Origin of the sequence: Nonomuraea sp. ATR24, from assembly GCF_041950485.1 — a bacterium.
Lineage (GTDB): Bacteria > Actinomycetota > Actinomycetes > Streptosporangiales > Streptosporangiaceae > Nonomuraea > Nonomuraea ceibae.
The window spans coordinates 434,688-447,995 of record NZ_JBGNUU010000004.1 but is presented as its reverse complement, the minus strand read 5'-3'; the positions used below and the strand labels follow the sequence as shown (position 1 = coordinate 447,995).

The window sequence follows — 13,308 nt, the reverse complement described above, 5'->3', positions numbered from 1 at the left end:
CTCACGGCACCAGCCCGCCGTCGACGCCGATGACCTGCCCGGTGATGAAGCAGGCGTCACTGGAGAGCAGGAAGGCGGCCAGCGCGGCCACGTCGTCGGCGGTGCCCAGGCGGCCGAGCGGCGTGGCGGCCACGGTGGCGGCGCTCGCCTCGGCGTCGAGCGTGGACAGCATCGCGGTCTGGATGTAGCCGGGAGTGACGGCGTTGACCCGGATGCCCGCCGGGCCGAGCTCCTTGGCCGCGGCCTTGGCCAGGCCCAGCAGGGACGCCTTGGTGGCGGAGTAGACCGCCTGGCCGGGGCCGCCGTCGCGGCCCATGACCGAGGAGACCAGCACGACCGACGGGCTGATGCCCCGGCGCAGCAGCCGGACCGCGCCCTGCAGGGTGTGGACCGCGCCCACCGCGTTGACCGCGAACAGGTCGCGGACCCCGGCGCTGGGCAGCATGCCGAGCAGGGCCGCGGCGTGGACGCCCGCGTTGATCACCAGGCCGTCGAGGCGGCCGTGACGCTGGTGGATCTCGCGCATCATCGCGGAGATCGCGGTGGGGTCGGACACGTCGCCGTGGACGCCGCCGACCCGGCCGCCGGTGAGCGCGGCCAGCTCGCCCGCCGCCTTGGCGGTGCGGGCCTGGTCGCGGCCGTGGACGACGACCTCGCGGTGGGTGGTGGCCAGCCGCGTGGCGATGGCCCGGCCGATGCCCGAGGTGGAGCCGGTGACCAGGACGACGCGGGGGTCAGCGGGCCGCTGCGCCGATGCCATGCTTCTCCAGGAGCGCCGCCGCCTTGGCGAACGAGCTCATGTCGATCATTTCGTCGGTGTCGATCGTGACGGCGAACTCGTCCTCCATCGCCGCGATCAGCGACATGTGGGCCAGGGAGTCCCACTGGGGGATGGCGCGGTATTCGAGGCCGTCGACGTCGGCGGCGGCCGGGAGGTTAAGCGAGCTGCGGAAGACCTCACGCAGCCGGTCGAGATGACTCATGCTTCACTCACTCTCTGTCTTCAAGCCAGAACTGAGTGTAGCGGTGATCCCCGTTCAACAGAAACCAAGCACCCGTCGCGAGTAATGGAAGCGTATAACTCCGAGTGGCCCGCGCCTGGGGCTGGGAATGTCGGATGGGGCCTGCCAACCGCGCGAGGGGAAACAATGGACGAATCCAACCACTGGTACGGTCATTCCCGCATACTCGGACGATATTGCGGAATGGCGGACGAAGCGCCCAGGCGTATCCAGGGGTTCCTCCAGCACGGATGGAATTATCTGCACGGATTTCCACCTAATGATCACTGGTGCAGCCCCGGTTACCCCCGTTTCGTATGGTCTGACGTGCTGCGTCGCCGGGGCTGGTCGATGGGGCGGCGCGGCCACTACCTCATCGGCGCGCCCTGGATCTACCTGCTCGACCTCGAACCGGACCTGGGCGTCAAGCCCAAACGCACGGGCACGATCTGGTACCCCTTTCACGGCTGGGAGAAAGCCTCCGTATCGGGCGACCATGCCCGGCTGGCCGACGAGATCCGGGATACGGAAACCGAACCGGTCACCATATGTCTTTATTGGCTGGAATTTGCGAATCCCGGCATCCGGCAGGCGTACGAATCGCGCGGGTTTCGGGTGATATGCCACGGCGAGCGCGGATCGCGCTGGGACCCGAGCGGGCGTGACTTCCTGCGCAAGCAGCTCGTCGAGCTCCGGCGGCACCGCCGCGTGGCCTCCAACCGGCTCGGCAGCGCCCTGTTCTACGGCGCGTCCGTCGGCTGCGAGATCGGCGTGTACGGCGACCCGATGCAGTTCGACGACGAGCGGCCCGAGTACGGCGGCACCGCGCGCCGGATGCGGCTGTGGCCCGAGCTGCACGGCGTCCGCGTCGACCCGGAGGTGGCCGGCGAGGCCGCGCGGAGCGAGCTGGGATTCGAGTATCAGGCGACACCTGAGGAGCTACGGCGAATGTTCGGCTGGAAGCGGGTGCGATGCGCATGACCGAGGCGCCCGAGAACGTCCGGTTGATCGGCGGCGAGATGCTGCTGTGGTCAGACATGTCCGACGGGTCGAGCATCACGGACTGGCGCGGCGTGGCACGGGAGCTGATCGGCCGGCTGCTCCCGGCCGCCGGCTCCGTCCTGTTGGTCGGGCCGCACCCGAGAGAGCTGATCGACGAGGTGGCCGGGCGCGCCTCCTCGGTGGCGGTGCTCGTGCGGTCCTACCCCGACGCGTGCGCGCTGGGCGACCGCCACCCCGGCCTCGACGTGCACTGCGGGCGGCTGGCCGCGTTCTGCTGCGACAGGCCGTACGACCTGGTCCTGGCGCTGGACGGGCTCCAGCGCACCCACTCGGCCGAGGCCCCGGCGGCGGCCTGGCGCGAGTCGATGGCCGCGCTGGCCGCGCTCGTCGCGCCCGGCGGCCGGCTCGTCCTCGGCGTGCGCAACGACCTCGGCGTGGACCGGTTCCTCGAAGCGCGCCCGGCCGACCGCGACGGGGGCGACGGGCAGTGGGAGCCGCACGGCTTCGACCCCACCTACCCCAACGGCCCCGCCGCGCTCGACTTCGACCTGGAGGCCACCGGCCTGGCCGTGGAGCGCTGCTACGCCGCCTACCCCGACAGCCGGGCGCCGCGCGCGATCCTGTCGCGCGAGGCGCTGGCGCGCGAGCTGCCGGAGGCGCTCACGTTCCCGCTGAGCGCGCGCGCCGACGACCGCATGCTGGTCGCCGACCCGCTGCGGCTGACCCGGCTGGCCTTCCGCCACGGCCTCGGCGAGCACCTGGCGCCGATCTGGCTCGCGGTCGCCTCCCGCGACAGGCCCGAACCCGTCGGGCTGCCGCTCGGGCTGGTCGAGGACGGCCCGGCCGTCGACGAGCTGCGCGAGGAGGGCGGCGAGGTCACGCTGCGGCGGCTGCCCGACGGCGAGTCGCGCGAGGTCCCGCCGGGCCGCGTGGTCGAGGAGATCCTCGTCGAGGCGTGCGCCCGCGAGGACGTGCGCGCCGTGCGCGAGCTGCTGGCCGCGCTCGCCCGATGGGTGGAGACCAGCGGCGACGCCACGGCGGCCACCGACAGCCTGGTGTGGGACGGGGAGCGCTTCTCCGCCATCAGCCCCGGCCCGTCGCCGGAGCCCGAGCCCGCCCCCGTGATCGTCCTGTGCCGGATGCTGTGGCGCTTCGCGGTGCGGCTGCTGGCCGCCGGGCACCACCATCCGTGGCCGTGGCCGCTGGAGGCCGACCAGCTCACGCTGACGCTCTGCGGCATGGCCGGCCGGCCATGCGACCAGCAGGAGCTGGACCTGGCCCGCAAGCTCGACGCCGAGCTGGGCCAGCCCGCCGAACGCGCCGGCTCCGCCCCCGCCTACCGCGACCTGCTGCGCTCGCGCGACCGGCTGGCCGGCCAGCTCACGGCGGCGATGGCCAGGATCGCCAGGCTGGAGACCAAGCTCAGCTACCGCGAGCGCGAGCTGGTCAGGGCCCGTTCCAAACTGCGCAGGACGCAGCGCAAGGCGACGGCCTACCGCAGGACGCTCGGCTACCGGCTGTCGCGCCGCCTGTCCCGCCCCCGCCGGATGGCCCGCCGGGTCATGCGGCTGCTGTCCGGCTGAGGAAGGGAGCATCCGTGCCGGTCCTATCCGTGATCGTGCCGTTCTACGACGTCGAGAAATACCTCACGCCGTGCCTCGACTCGCTGGAGGCGCAGACCCTGCGGGACATCGAGGTGATCTGCGTGGACGACGGCAGCCGCGACGGCGGCCCGGACCTCGTGGCCGCCCGCGCCGAGCGGGACGGCCGCTTCCGCCTGATCCGGCAGGACAACCTGGGCGTCGGCCGGGCCCGCAACATCGGGGTGAGCCAGGCGAGCGGCCGCTACCTGGCGTTCGTCGACGGCGACGACACCGTGCCGCGCGCGGCCTTCCAGCGCCTGGTCTCGTCGCTGGAGTCCACCGGCTCCGACCTGGCGTGCGGCAACGTCATGCGGCTGCACCGCAACCTGCTCGTGCCGTCGTGGGCGCACAAGGAGCCGTTCGCCGAACCGGCCGAACGCACCCACATCACCCGTCGCCCGCTGCTGGTGCGCGACCGCATGCTGTGGAACAAGGTCTACCGCCGCGCCGCCTGGGACCGCCTGGACCTGCGCTTCCCCGAGCGGATGTACGAGGACCAGCCGGTCGCCATGGCCGCCCACGTGGGCGCGCGCTCGGTCGACGTGCTGCACAAGGTCGTCTACCACTGGCGGCAGCGCGACGAGCCCGGCTCCTCCATCACCCAGCGCCGCCTGGAGCCGGACAACCTGCGCGACCGCCTGCTCTCGGTGCTGCAGACCGCCGCGCTGCTCGACGCGGAGGCGCCCCGGCTGCGGCCCGAGTTCGACCGCGACACGCTGGCCATCGACCTGACCGTCGCGGTCGAGGCCATCGCCCGGCTGGGCCCCGCCGCCGACCCGGCCCTCGTGGACCTGGCCGTACGGTATCTCGACGGGGTGTCGCGGGCCGCGCTGCGCGAGCTGCCGTTCGCCCACCGCCTCCAGGTGCACCTGCTGCACCGGCGCCGCCTGGACGAGCTGGCGGGCGTGGCCGCGCAGGCGCGCGACGGCCGCCTCCAGCCGCGCGTCAGCTCCGCCGGGCTGCTGCGCAAGCGCTGGTACGGCCGGCATCCGGCGCTGCCCGGGCACCTGTCGGAGGTCTCCGGCGAGCTGGAGGCGACCGCCAGGCTGGTGGAGCTGGAGTGGCGCGACGGCGTGCTGCACGGCTCCGGCCGGGCCGGCATCGGCAGGTTCGACGCGGGCGAGCTGGGCCGGATGCGCGTGACGGTGTGGCTGGAGGAGCGCCGCACCGGCGACCGGGTGCCGCTGGCCGAGCAGAGCGCCGCGCCCGCCTGGGAGAGCGCGCCCCAGCCGGACGGCGGGTCGGTGCCGGAGCACGTCTTCCCGTTCCGGTTCGCCTTCGACCCGGCGGCGCTCAGCGCCGCGCAACTGCGCAGGCACGGACACTGGGACCTGTACGTGCGGCTCAAGGGCGCGGGGTTGCGCCTGGAGGGCAAGGTGCGCGGCGACCGCAGGCTCGCCCCGTCGGCCCCGCCGCCCCGGCGCAGGTCAGGCGTGTGGCTGGTGCCGGTGCTCAGCTTCCGCGGCGCGTGGGGGCTGCGGCTGCGCGAGGCCGAGGCGGTGATCGGGGAGTGCCGCGTCGACGGCGGCGACCTGGTGTTCGCCGGGGAGCTGGCCGACGTCGGCGACGGCGAGCCGGTGATCAGGCTGGTGCGCAGGAGCGACGGCGAGGAGATGTACTTCCCGGTGACGCTGGCCGGGCGTGACTTCCGCGCCCGGGTGCCGCTCGCGGGCATCGACGAGGTCGTCGGTGACGTGACGTGGTGGGAGGTCGTCGTCGACCAGGGCCGGGCGATCCGCACGCTGGTGCGGACCCGGAGCCGCCCGCCGGCGGACGTGCCCGGCAGGCGCTTCCTGGTGGACCGGGGCGACGACGGCTGCCTGCTCCTGCTGGAGCACTAGGACAGGATGCCCGCCAGGCACTCCGCGACCCGGTCCTGGTCGGCGTCGCCCAGGCCCGGGAAGAGCGGCAGCGACAGCTCCTCGGCGTAGTAGGTCTCGGCGTTCGGGCACAGCCCGCGCCGGTAGCCGAGGTCGGCGAACACCGGGTGCCAGTAGGCCGGCAGGTAGTTGACCTGCACGCCGATCCCGGCCGCGCGCATCCGCTCGTACACCTCGCGCCTGCGCCCGTCGGCGACGCGCACCGGGTAGAGGTGCCAGCTCGGCGACACGTACGGGCGCTCGGCGGGCAGGGTGAGCCCCGGCACGCCGGCCAGCAGCCGGTTGTAGCGGGCGACCAGCTCGGCCCGCCGGGCGCGGAAGGTGCCCAGCCGGCCGAGCTGGCTGGTGCCGAGCGCGCACAGCACGTCGGGCAGCCGGTAGTTGAGCCCGAACGCGTGCACCTCCTGGTGCCAGCCGCCCTCGCCCGGGTCGCGCTGCTCGGCCGGGTCGCGGACGAGGCCGTGGTTGCGGAAGCGGGCGGCGGCGGCGAACAGCTCGGGGTCGGCCGCCGCGACGGCCCCGCCCTCGGCCGTCGTCACGGTCTTCGTCGGGAAGAACGAGAACGTCGTCAGGTCGGCGAGCGAGCCCACCGGCCGGTCCTTGTAGGTGGAGCCGATGGAGTGGGCCGCGTCGCCGATGAGCACCGCCCCGGCCGCCGACGCCACCCCGCGCAGCTCGTCGTAGTCGGCCGGATGGCCCGCGTAGTCGACCGCGGTGATCGCCCGGGTGCGGCCCGTCACCAGGCTCGCGGCGGCGTCGGGGTCGAGGTTGCCGGTGTCGGGCTGCACGTCGGCGAAGCGCACCCGGGCGCCGCGCAGCGCGGCGGTGGCGGCCGTGGCCACGAACGTCAGCGGTGAGGTGACGACCTCGTCGCCCGGCCCGACGCCGGCGGCCGCGTAGGCCACGTGCAGGGCGGCGGTGCCCGACGTGACCGCCAGGCACGGCACCCCGCCCGTCCACCGGGCCAGCGCCGACTCGAAGCGCGCCACGGCCGGGCCGGTGGTCAGCCAGTCGCCGCGCAGCACCTCGGTCACCGCCAGGATGTCGGACTCGTCGACCGACTGCCGTCCGTAGGGGAGCATCAGGCCGACACCATCGCCCGCAGGTCGTCGACCGACAGCCAGCGGTCGTTGGCGTCGGAGCGGTAGGCGAACCCCTCCGGCAGCACCTCGCCGCCGACCGGCGGGACGTAGCCCCAGGTCGCGATCGTCGGCTGCACTACGTAGCGGTCGGCCAGGCGCAGCGCGCGGCGGCCGTCGTCGGGGCCGATCATCTCCTCGTGCAGCTTCTCGCCGGGCCTGATGCCGATCTCGTAGATCGGGCTGCCGGGCGCGAGCGCGTCGGCCAGGTCGACGATCCGCATGCTGGGGATGCGCGGCACGTAGAGCTCGCCGCCCTGCATCAGGTCGAAGGAGTCGACGACGAACTCCACGGCCTGGTCGAGCGTGATCCAGAACCGGGTCATCCGCTTGTCGGTGATCGGCAGGCTGGCGCCCTGGCGGGCCAGCTTCAGGAAGAACGGCACCACGGACCCGCGGCTGCCGACGACGTTGCCGTAGCGGACCACGGCGAAGCGGGTCTCGTGCCCGGCGGCGTAGTGGTTGGCCGACACGAACAGCTTGTCGGCGACCAGCTTCGTGGCGCCGTAGAGGTTGATGGGGCTGGACGCCTTGTCGGTGGACAGCGCCACGACCTTGCGCACGCCGCAGTCGATGGCCGCCTCCACGACGTTCTGCGAGCCGGCGACGTTGGTGCGGACGTATTCGAACGGGTTGTACTCGGCGGTGTCGACCTGTTTGAGCGCGGCCGCGTGGACCACGTACTCCACCCCGTGCATGGCGCGGGCCAGGCGCTCGCGGTCGCGCACGTCGCCGATGAAGTAGCGCAGCCGCTCGTCCTCGCCGAGCGCCTGGCGGAGCTCGTACTGCTTGAGCTCGTCGCGCGAGAACACCACCAGCCTGCGCACGCCGACGTGGCCGAGCGCGTGGCGGATGAAGGCCTTCCCGAACGAGCCCGTGCCTCCGGTGATCAACATTGACGATCCACTGAGAATGCTCAAGCGGTCCCCCTTACGTCGGCCGGTAGCATAGCGCGACCAGCAAGTCACCGACGGTAACAGGGGGAATCGTTGAGGATTGTCGGAATCATTCAGGCGCGGATGGGGTCGACCCGGTTGCCGGGGAAGGTGCTGCGGGATCTCGGCGGGCGCACGGTGCTGGGCTGGGTGGTCCGGGCGGCGCGCGAGTCGGGCGCGGTCGACGACCTCGTGGTGGCGACCACGACGCTGGCCGAGGACGACGCCGTGGCGGCCGAGTGCGCGGCCCTCGGCGTGGCGTGCCACCGGGGGCCGGTGGACGACGTGCTCACCCGGTTCGCGCAGGCGCTGGAGGGGCGGGAGGGGGAGGCGGTCATGCGGTTCACCGCCGACTGCCCGCTGCTCGACCCGGCGGTGATCAGGGAGGCGGCGCTGGTCTACCGGGCGCTCGGCGGCGCGCTCGACTATCTCAGCACCGGGCTGTCCGGCACGCTGCCGCGCGGCCTCGACGTGGAGATCGCCGGGCTGGCGGCGCTGCGCCGCGCCGACCGAGAGGCGACCGCCTACCACCGCACGCACGTGACGTCCTACATCTACGCGGAGCCGGGCGACTTCCGGCTGCTCGGCCTGGCCTATCCGCCGGGGGCGGGCGACCTGCGGGTCACGCTCGACACCGAGGACGACTGGCGGCTCATCGCGCGTGTCGTGGCCGCGCTGGGCGACCGGTGCGTGCCGTTCCGCGAGCTGGTCGGCTGGCTGCGCGAGCGGCCCGAGGTGTGCCGGCTCAACGCGCACGTGGAGCAGAAGGAGCTGCAGGACGCATGACGGCCGTCGGTGTTCGCTGTGATGCCGGCGCCGCGATCGGCGTCGGCCACCTGGTGCGGTGCGTGGCGCTGGCCGAGGAGCTGCGCTCGCGCGGCGTGCCGGTGACGTTCCTGGGCGAGGTGACCGGGTCGGAGTGGGCCGCGGCGCAACTGCGCGAGCGCGGGCTGCCGTCGGTGCCCGCGCTCCGCGAGCCGCACCGGCTGGCGGCCCAGGCGCGGGAGCTGGGGATCGACGTGATGGTCCTCGACTCGTACACGCTGCCGCCCGGCACCGGGGCGGCGCTGCGCGAGGCGGGGATGGCGGTGCTGGCGATCGTCGACGGCGACCCGCGCGGGCAGGAGGCGGACCTCTACCTGGACCAGAACCTGGGGGCCGAGCGCCACTCGTTCGACGGGGAGCGGCTGGCCGGGAGCGCGTACGTGCTGCTGCGCGACAGCGTGCGCCGCTGCCGCCGGACGCCCCGCGAGGGCGGGCCGCCCCGGGTGCTGTGCTTCTTCGGCGGGACCGACAGCGCGGGCGTCGCGCCGAGGTGGACGAAGGCGCTGCTGTCGACCGGGGCGCCGTTCGAGGCGACCGTGATCAGCCCGGAGCCGTTCGAGGCCGGCGAGTCGGTGGCCGTCGTGCCGCCCACCGACCGGCTGCCCGAGCTGATGGCGCGGGCCGACCTCGTGGTGACCGCCGCCGGTTCGGCCGCCTGGGAGCTGCTGCACCTGGGCGTGCCCACGGCGCTGACCTGGGTGGCGGCCAACCAGCTCACCGGCTACGAGGAGCTGGTGGCGGGCGGGCTGGCCGCCGGGCTGGGGCCCGAGCCCGGCGCCGCCGCCGTCGACACGCTGGCCCGCCTGCTCACCGACCCCGAGCTGCGCGAGGAGTACGGGAGCCGGGGGCGCGACCTGGTCGACGGGCGGGGCCGCGAGAGGGTCGCCGACGCGCTGCTGCGGCTCAGACCAGATCCCACGTGAGCGGCGTGCCGAGCGGCGCGTCGCGGGTGAAGCGGCGGCCCATCACCTGCGGCGCGAGCTCCGGGGGCAGCCCGCCGGCGGGCCGGATCGAGCGCACGTTCTGCTCGGTCACCGGCTCGCCCGCCCGCACGTCCCGCACCACGTACAGCGACCTGCGGAAGCGCAGCCCCTCGCGCTCGGAGGGGCGCGGGCCGATGACGGCGGCGCCGAGCGACTGCCAGGCCCGCTCGCTCTCCACCACCAGGGCCGCCAGCTCGTGCGGCTCCAGCGAGAACGCGGCGTCGACACCGCCGCCCACCCGGCTCAGCGTGACGTGCTTCTCGATCAGGCACGCGCCGAGCGCGACCCCGGCCAGCGCGGCGCCCAGCCCCGGCGTGTGGTCGGAGACGCCGACGACCGCCCCGGTGATCGCGGCCAGCAGCGGCAGCGCCCGCAGGTTGCTGTCGGCGGGCGAGGCCGGGTAGGAGGCCGTGCACGACAGCACCGCGAGCTGGTCGCACCCGGCGTCGCGGGCCGCCTCGACGGCGTCGTGGATCTCGCCGATCGACGCCATCCCGGTCGAGATGATCAGCGGCTTGCCCGTCGAGGCGGCCAGCCTGATCAGCGGCAGGTCCACGATCTCCGACGAGGCGATCTTGTACGCGGGCGCGTCGAGCTTCTCCAGCAGCTCGATCGCCGTACGGTCGAACGGCGAGGAGAACGGGATCAGCCCCCGCTCGCGCGCCCTGGTGAAGATCGGCTCGTGCCACTCCCACGGTGTGTGGGCGCGCTCGTAGAGCCGGTAGAGCCGCTCGCCGCCCCACAGCTCGTGTCCGGAGCCGATGCGGAAGGCCGGGCCGTCGGCGTCGACGGTGATCGTGTCGGGCCGGTAGGTCTGCAGCTTGAGCGCGTGGGCGCCGGCCCGCGCCACCGCGTCGACGATCGACAGCGCGCGCTCCAGGCTGCCGTCGTGGTTGCCGGACATCTCGGCGATGACGAACGGCGGCCGGCCCGGCCCGACGGCCCGCTCGGCGATCTTGATCATGCGTGGTCCTCCCTGGTCAGCTCGATGGCGATGACGTCGCGGCGCAGCCCCTCGACCTCCAGCCCGAAGACGCCCACCTCGGCGAAGCCGAACCGCCGGTGCAGCCGCCTGACCGGCTCGTTTGAGGCCAGCACCTCGCCGCGCAGCCGGGTCAGGCCGAGCGGCCCGAAGGCGTGCGCGATGGCGGCCCGCTCCAGCCCGATCCAGGCGGCCAGCAGCGTGCCCGACCGCTCCAGCCCGTCGAGGTCGAGGTAGAAGGCCCAGCTCGCGGTGCGCGACCCGTCGCCGAGCCCCGAATAGGTCACCACTCCGGCGGGCTCGCCGTCGTGGTCGTAGACGAGCACCCGCCGCGCCGGGTCGTCCTTGACCCGGGCCCACCAGCGGGCGTGCTCGGCCGGGCTGATCTCGTGGGTGGTGAAGCTGGACGCCCGGACCTTCGGATGGTTGCGCCAGCGGCGCAGCACGGGCAGCTCGTGCTCGTGGACGCTCCTCAGCATCCTTCCCCCTACACAACGTGCCGGATCACTTGCACAACGTAGCGTAAAGACCCGATCAGGGCAGCGACAGCCCGGGCATGCTGCCCTCAGCCACCGAAAGGAGTGCTCGACAATGATCCCCCTGCTCAGCGTCGTCGTCCCGATCCACAACGTGGAGCCGTACCTGGCGGAGTGCCTGGAGTCGCTGGCCGCCCAGACGCTGACGGACTTCGAGGTCCTCTGCGTCGACGACGGCTCGCTCGACGGCAGCCGCCGGGTGGCCGAGGAGTTCGCCGCCCGCGATCCCCGGTTCGTGCTGCTGCGCCAGCCCAACCAGGGGCCGGGACCGGCCCGCAACCTCGGCGTGCGGCACGCCCGCGGCCCCTACCTGGCCTTCGCCGACGGTGACGACGTCGTGCCGCCGCGCGCGTACGAGCTGCTGGTCTCCTCGCTGCGGGAGACCGGCTCCGACCTGGCGTGCGGGGCGGTGCTGCGGCTGGCCGACGGCGAGCTGGCGCCGTCGACGATGCACGAGAAGGTGTTCAGGCGGCGGGTGCTGTGCACGCACGTCATGGACCGGCGCTCGCTGGCCCGCGACCGCACGGTCTGGAACAAGGTCTACCGGACGGCGTTCTGGCGCGAGCGCGGGCTGGAGTTCCCCGCCGGGATCTACGAGGACGTGCCCGTGGCCATCCGCGCGCACGTGCTGGCCACCAGCGTCGACGTGCTCGACGACGTCGTCTACCACTGGCGCAGGCGTGACGGCGGCGAGGACTCGATCACCCAGCGGCGCACCGAGCTGCCCAACCTGACCGAGCGGCTGGGCGCCATCCGCTCGGTACGGGCCTTCCTGGACGAGACGGCGCCGGAGCTGAAGGCCACCTTCGACGACCTGGTGCTGGAGAAGGACATCGTCTTCCTCTTCCAGGCGCTGGAGGACGCCGCCGACGGCGACAGCGGGCCGGCGCTGGAGGTGGCCAGGCAGTGGCTGGCCGAGCTGGGTCCCGACGTGATCGCGGCGGCGCCATCGCTGCGGCGGCTCGAACTCCACCTGGTCGAGCGCGGGCTGGTCAAGGAGTTGCGACAGGTGCGCGAGTTCAGGCGGGCCTCGGCCGAGGGCACCCGGGTGGTGCCGCGCGGCTGGCGCAACACCGGCTGGTACGGCGACTACCCGTACTTCCGCGACCGCAGGCTGGCGATCCCCGACGAGGTGTACGACGCGCGGCAGGAGCTCAAGCTGGTGGCGCGGGTCGACGAGTGCGGCTGGACCGGCCGGGAGTATCTGCTGCGCGGCCAGGTGGCCATCCACCGCGTCGAGCGCAAGCCGGGCCGCGTCAGCCTGGTGCTGAGCGACGGCCGCCGCAAGGTGCCGCTGACCGCCAAGCGCGTCGGCGGGCAGGGCCTGGTGGCCACGATCGACCCGCGCGCGCTGGAGGGCGGCGGGCCCACCTGGCGGCTCCAGGCGCGCACCGAGACGCGCGGGCTGGTGCTGAAGGGGTGGTTCCGCGAGGGGGAGAGCGGCCCCACCTGGCGCCTTTCGGTGGCGGAAGGGTCAAGAAGAGGCATGGACATTCCCCAGTAGTTCCAGAGAGTAATTGCTCAAACACGGCTCGTCGTCATGCTGTAGTCCATGAGGACCTATTCGCTCGATGACGTCCACGCGACACGCAAGCGGAGAGACTCCTGGTGGACCGTGTACTTCGTGGACCCGGTCGCCTGCCGGGTCGCGCTCGCGGTCGCCAACCGCACGCGGATCACGCCCAACGAACTCACCGTGACGTCGCTGGTCCTCGGCATGATCTCTGCCGCGTGCCTGGCGACGGACCGGCTGGTCGCCGGGGCGGTTCTGTTCTATCTGAGTTTCATGATCGACTGCGTCGACGGGAAGATCGCCAGGCTCAAGGGCACGGGGACGCCCTTCGGGCTCTGGCTCGACTACGTCGGCGACCGCGTCAGGGTGGTCTGCTGCGCCGCCGGACTCGCCTACGGGCAGTTCGCGCTCACGGGGGATGTGAGCTGGGTGGTGCTGGGCGCGGTTGTGGCCGTGCTCGACCTCTTCCGGTACGTCAACGCGCCGCAGATGAAGCGGGTCCGCGAGGTCATCAGGGAGGGTCGGGCCGATCTCCAGGCGGATCTCCAGGCTGAAGTGCAGCCTGGGCTGGTGCCGGCGCCCAGGGGAGGGCGGACCGGCGGCAGGATGCCGTACTCGCTGCGGCGGCTCAACAGGTTCCTGGCCCGGCGCCGGGTGCGGTCGCACCTCATCAGCGGCATCGAGTTTCATGCCGCGGTGTTCGTGATCGCGCCTCTCGCCGGGGCCGGGGCGCTGATCCCGGTGGCGGTGGTCGCCAGCGTCCTGCTTCTCGCCAACGAGATCTTCCTTGTCTACCGGATGTGGCTCTTCGCGCGCAGGCACCCCGTGCCCCAGGAGAGCCGAGAGCACGTTCTCGTCTAAATTTCGGG

General features: G+C 73.3%; 13 protein-coding genes. 7 read left to right on the top strand and 6 right to left on the bottom strand.

What is annotated here, in order from left to right; genetic code table 11:
• Position 1: 1 nt before the first annotated feature.
• A complete protein-coding gene (locus tag ACBI99_RS13060) occupies positions 2–760 on the bottom strand; it encodes an SDR family NAD(P)-dependent oxidoreductase (protein ID WP_364173618.1) in 759 nt (252 codons plus the stop codon).
• The gene (locus ACBI99_RS13055; protein ID WP_219500578.1) at positions 735–983 is read right to left on the bottom strand and encodes an acyl carrier protein; all 249 of its coding nucleotides are present in this window, start codon (positions 981–983) and stop codon (positions 735–737) included. Before ACBI99_RS13055 ends, ACBI99_RS13060 begins: the two co-directional genes overlap by 26 nt.
• A 345-nt stretch (positions 984–1,328) precedes the next feature.
• On the opposite strand from ACBI99_RS13055, the gene ACBI99_RS13050 reads away from it, so the two are divergent.
• Genes ACBI99_RS13050 through ACBI99_RS13040 form a run of 3 tightly spaced genes read left to right on the top strand, consistent with a single transcriptional unit; the run spans position 1,329 to position 5,487 of the window.
• The gene (locus tag ACBI99_RS13050) at positions 1,329–1,982 is read left to right on the top strand and encodes a hypothetical protein (RefSeq protein WP_375072383.1); all 654 of its coding nucleotides are present in this window, start codon (positions 1,329–1,331) and stop codon (positions 1,980–1,982) included.
• Positions 1,979–3,586 carry a hypothetical protein gene (locus ACBI99_RS13045; protein ID WP_357591323.1) on the top strand — a complete coding sequence of 536 codons (1,608 nt, stop codon included), beginning with the start codon at positions 1,979–1,981 and terminating at the stop codon, positions 3,584–3,586. The genes ACBI99_RS13050 and ACBI99_RS13045 overlap by 4 nt, the downstream gene beginning before the upstream one ends.
• Positions 3,587–3,600: 14 nt before the next feature.
• Entirely contained in the window at positions 3,601–5,487 is a 1,887-nt protein-coding gene (locus ACBI99_RS13040; RefSeq protein WP_375072382.1) for a glycosyltransferase family 2 protein, read from the top strand.
• Here the strand turns inward: ACBI99_RS13040 and ACBI99_RS13035 are convergent.
• Positions 5,484–6,608, bottom strand: coding sequence for an aminotransferase class I/II-fold pyridoxal phosphate-dependent enzyme (locus ACBI99_RS13035; protein ID WP_357591319.1), 1,125 nt, complete (start codon positions 6,606–6,608; stop codon positions 5,484–5,486). The two genes, ACBI99_RS13040 and ACBI99_RS13035, sit on opposite strands and share 4 nt — an antisense overlap.
• A complete protein-coding gene (gene pseB, locus ACBI99_RS13030) occupies positions 6,608–7,633 on the bottom strand; it encodes a UDP-N-acetylglucosamine 4,6-dehydratase (inverting) (RefSeq protein ID WP_308125615.1) in 1,026 nt (341 codons plus the stop codon). The genes ACBI99_RS13035 and pseB overlap by 1 nt, the downstream gene beginning before the upstream one ends.
• A gap of 21 nt (positions 7,634–7,654) precedes the next feature.
• On the opposite strand from pseB, the gene ACBI99_RS13025 reads away from it, so the two are divergent.
• A complete protein-coding gene (locus ACBI99_RS13025; RefSeq protein ID WP_375072381.1) occupies positions 7,655–8,386 on the top strand; it encodes a cytidylyltransferase domain-containing protein in 732 nt (243 codons plus the stop codon).
• Positions 8,383–9,348: a PseG/SpsG family protein gene (locus ACBI99_RS13020; RefSeq protein WP_375072380.1), complete on the top strand. Its 966-nt coding sequence runs from the start codon at positions 8,383–8,385 to the stop codon at positions 9,346–9,348. Before ACBI99_RS13025 ends, ACBI99_RS13020 begins: the two co-directional genes overlap by 4 nt.
• On the opposite strand, the gene pseI is transcribed toward ACBI99_RS13020, so the two are convergent.
• Both pseI and ACBI99_RS13010 read right to left on the bottom strand, forming a co-directional pair.
• Entirely contained in the window at positions 9,329–10,372 is a 1,044-nt protein-coding gene (gene pseI / locus ACBI99_RS13015; RefSeq protein WP_219500589.1) for a pseudaminic acid synthase, read from the bottom strand. The two genes, ACBI99_RS13020 and pseI, sit on opposite strands and share 20 nt — an antisense overlap.
• Positions 10,369–10,869, bottom strand: coding sequence for a GNAT family N-acetyltransferase (locus tag ACBI99_RS13010; protein ID WP_219500591.1), 501 nt, complete (start codon positions 10,867–10,869; stop codon positions 10,369–10,371). Before ACBI99_RS13010 ends, pseI begins: the two co-directional genes overlap by 4 nt.
• 112 nt (positions 10,870–10,981) lie before the next feature.
• On the opposite strand from ACBI99_RS13010, the gene ACBI99_RS13005 reads away from it, so the two are divergent.
• Both ACBI99_RS13005 and ACBI99_RS13000 read left to right on the top strand, forming a co-directional pair.
• Positions 10,982–12,430 carry a glycosyltransferase family 2 protein gene (locus tag ACBI99_RS13005; RefSeq protein WP_357591313.1) on the top strand — a complete coding sequence of 483 codons (1,449 nt, stop codon included), beginning with the start codon at positions 10,982–10,984 and terminating at the stop codon, positions 12,428–12,430.
• 48 nt (positions 12,431–12,478) lie between these two features.
• Positions 12,479–13,300, top strand: a complete 822-nt coding sequence (locus ACBI99_RS13000) for a CDP-alcohol phosphatidyltransferase family protein (RefSeq protein WP_246644003.1) — start codon at positions 12,479–12,481, stop codon at positions 13,298–13,300.
• Positions 13,301–13,308: the final 8 nt, after the last annotated feature.

Bases quoted from the DNA above. Each gene is read 5' to 3' on its own strand.
- ACBI99_RS13060 (WP_364173618.1), bottom strand. From the start codon at position 760: ATGGCATCGGCGCAGCGGCCCGCTGACCCCCGCGTCGTCCTGGTCACC.
- ACBI99_RS13055 (WP_219500578.1), bottom strand. From the start codon at position 983: ATGAGTCATCTCGACCGGCTGCGTGAGGTCTTCCGCAGCTCGCTTAAC.
- ACBI99_RS13045 (WP_357591323.1), top strand. From the start codon at position 1,979: ATGACCGAGGCGCCCGAGAACGTCCGGTTGATCGGCGGCGAGATGCTG.
- ACBI99_RS13035 (WP_357591319.1), bottom strand. From the start codon at position 6,608: ATGCTCCCCTACGGACGGCAGTCGGTCGACGAGTCCGACATCCTGGCG.
- ACBI99_RS13020 (WP_375072380.1), top strand. From the start codon at position 8,383: ATGACGGCCGTCGGTGTTCGCTGTGATGCCGGCGCCGCGATCGGCGTC.
- pseI (WP_219500589.1), bottom strand. From the start codon at position 10,372: ATGATCAAGATCGCCGAGCGGGCCGTCGGGCCGGGCCGGCCGCCGTTC.
- ACBI99_RS13010 (WP_219500591.1), bottom strand. From the start codon at position 10,869: ATGCTGAGGAGCGTCCACGAGCACGAGCTGCCCGTGCTGCGCCGCTGG.
- ACBI99_RS13005 (WP_357591313.1), top strand. From the start codon at position 10,982: ATGATCCCCCTGCTCAGCGTCGTCGTCCCGATCCACAACGTGGAGCCG.
- ACBI99_RS13000 (WP_246644003.1), top strand. From the start codon at position 12,479: ATGAGGACCTATTCGCTCGATGACGTCCACGCGACACGCAAGCGGAGA.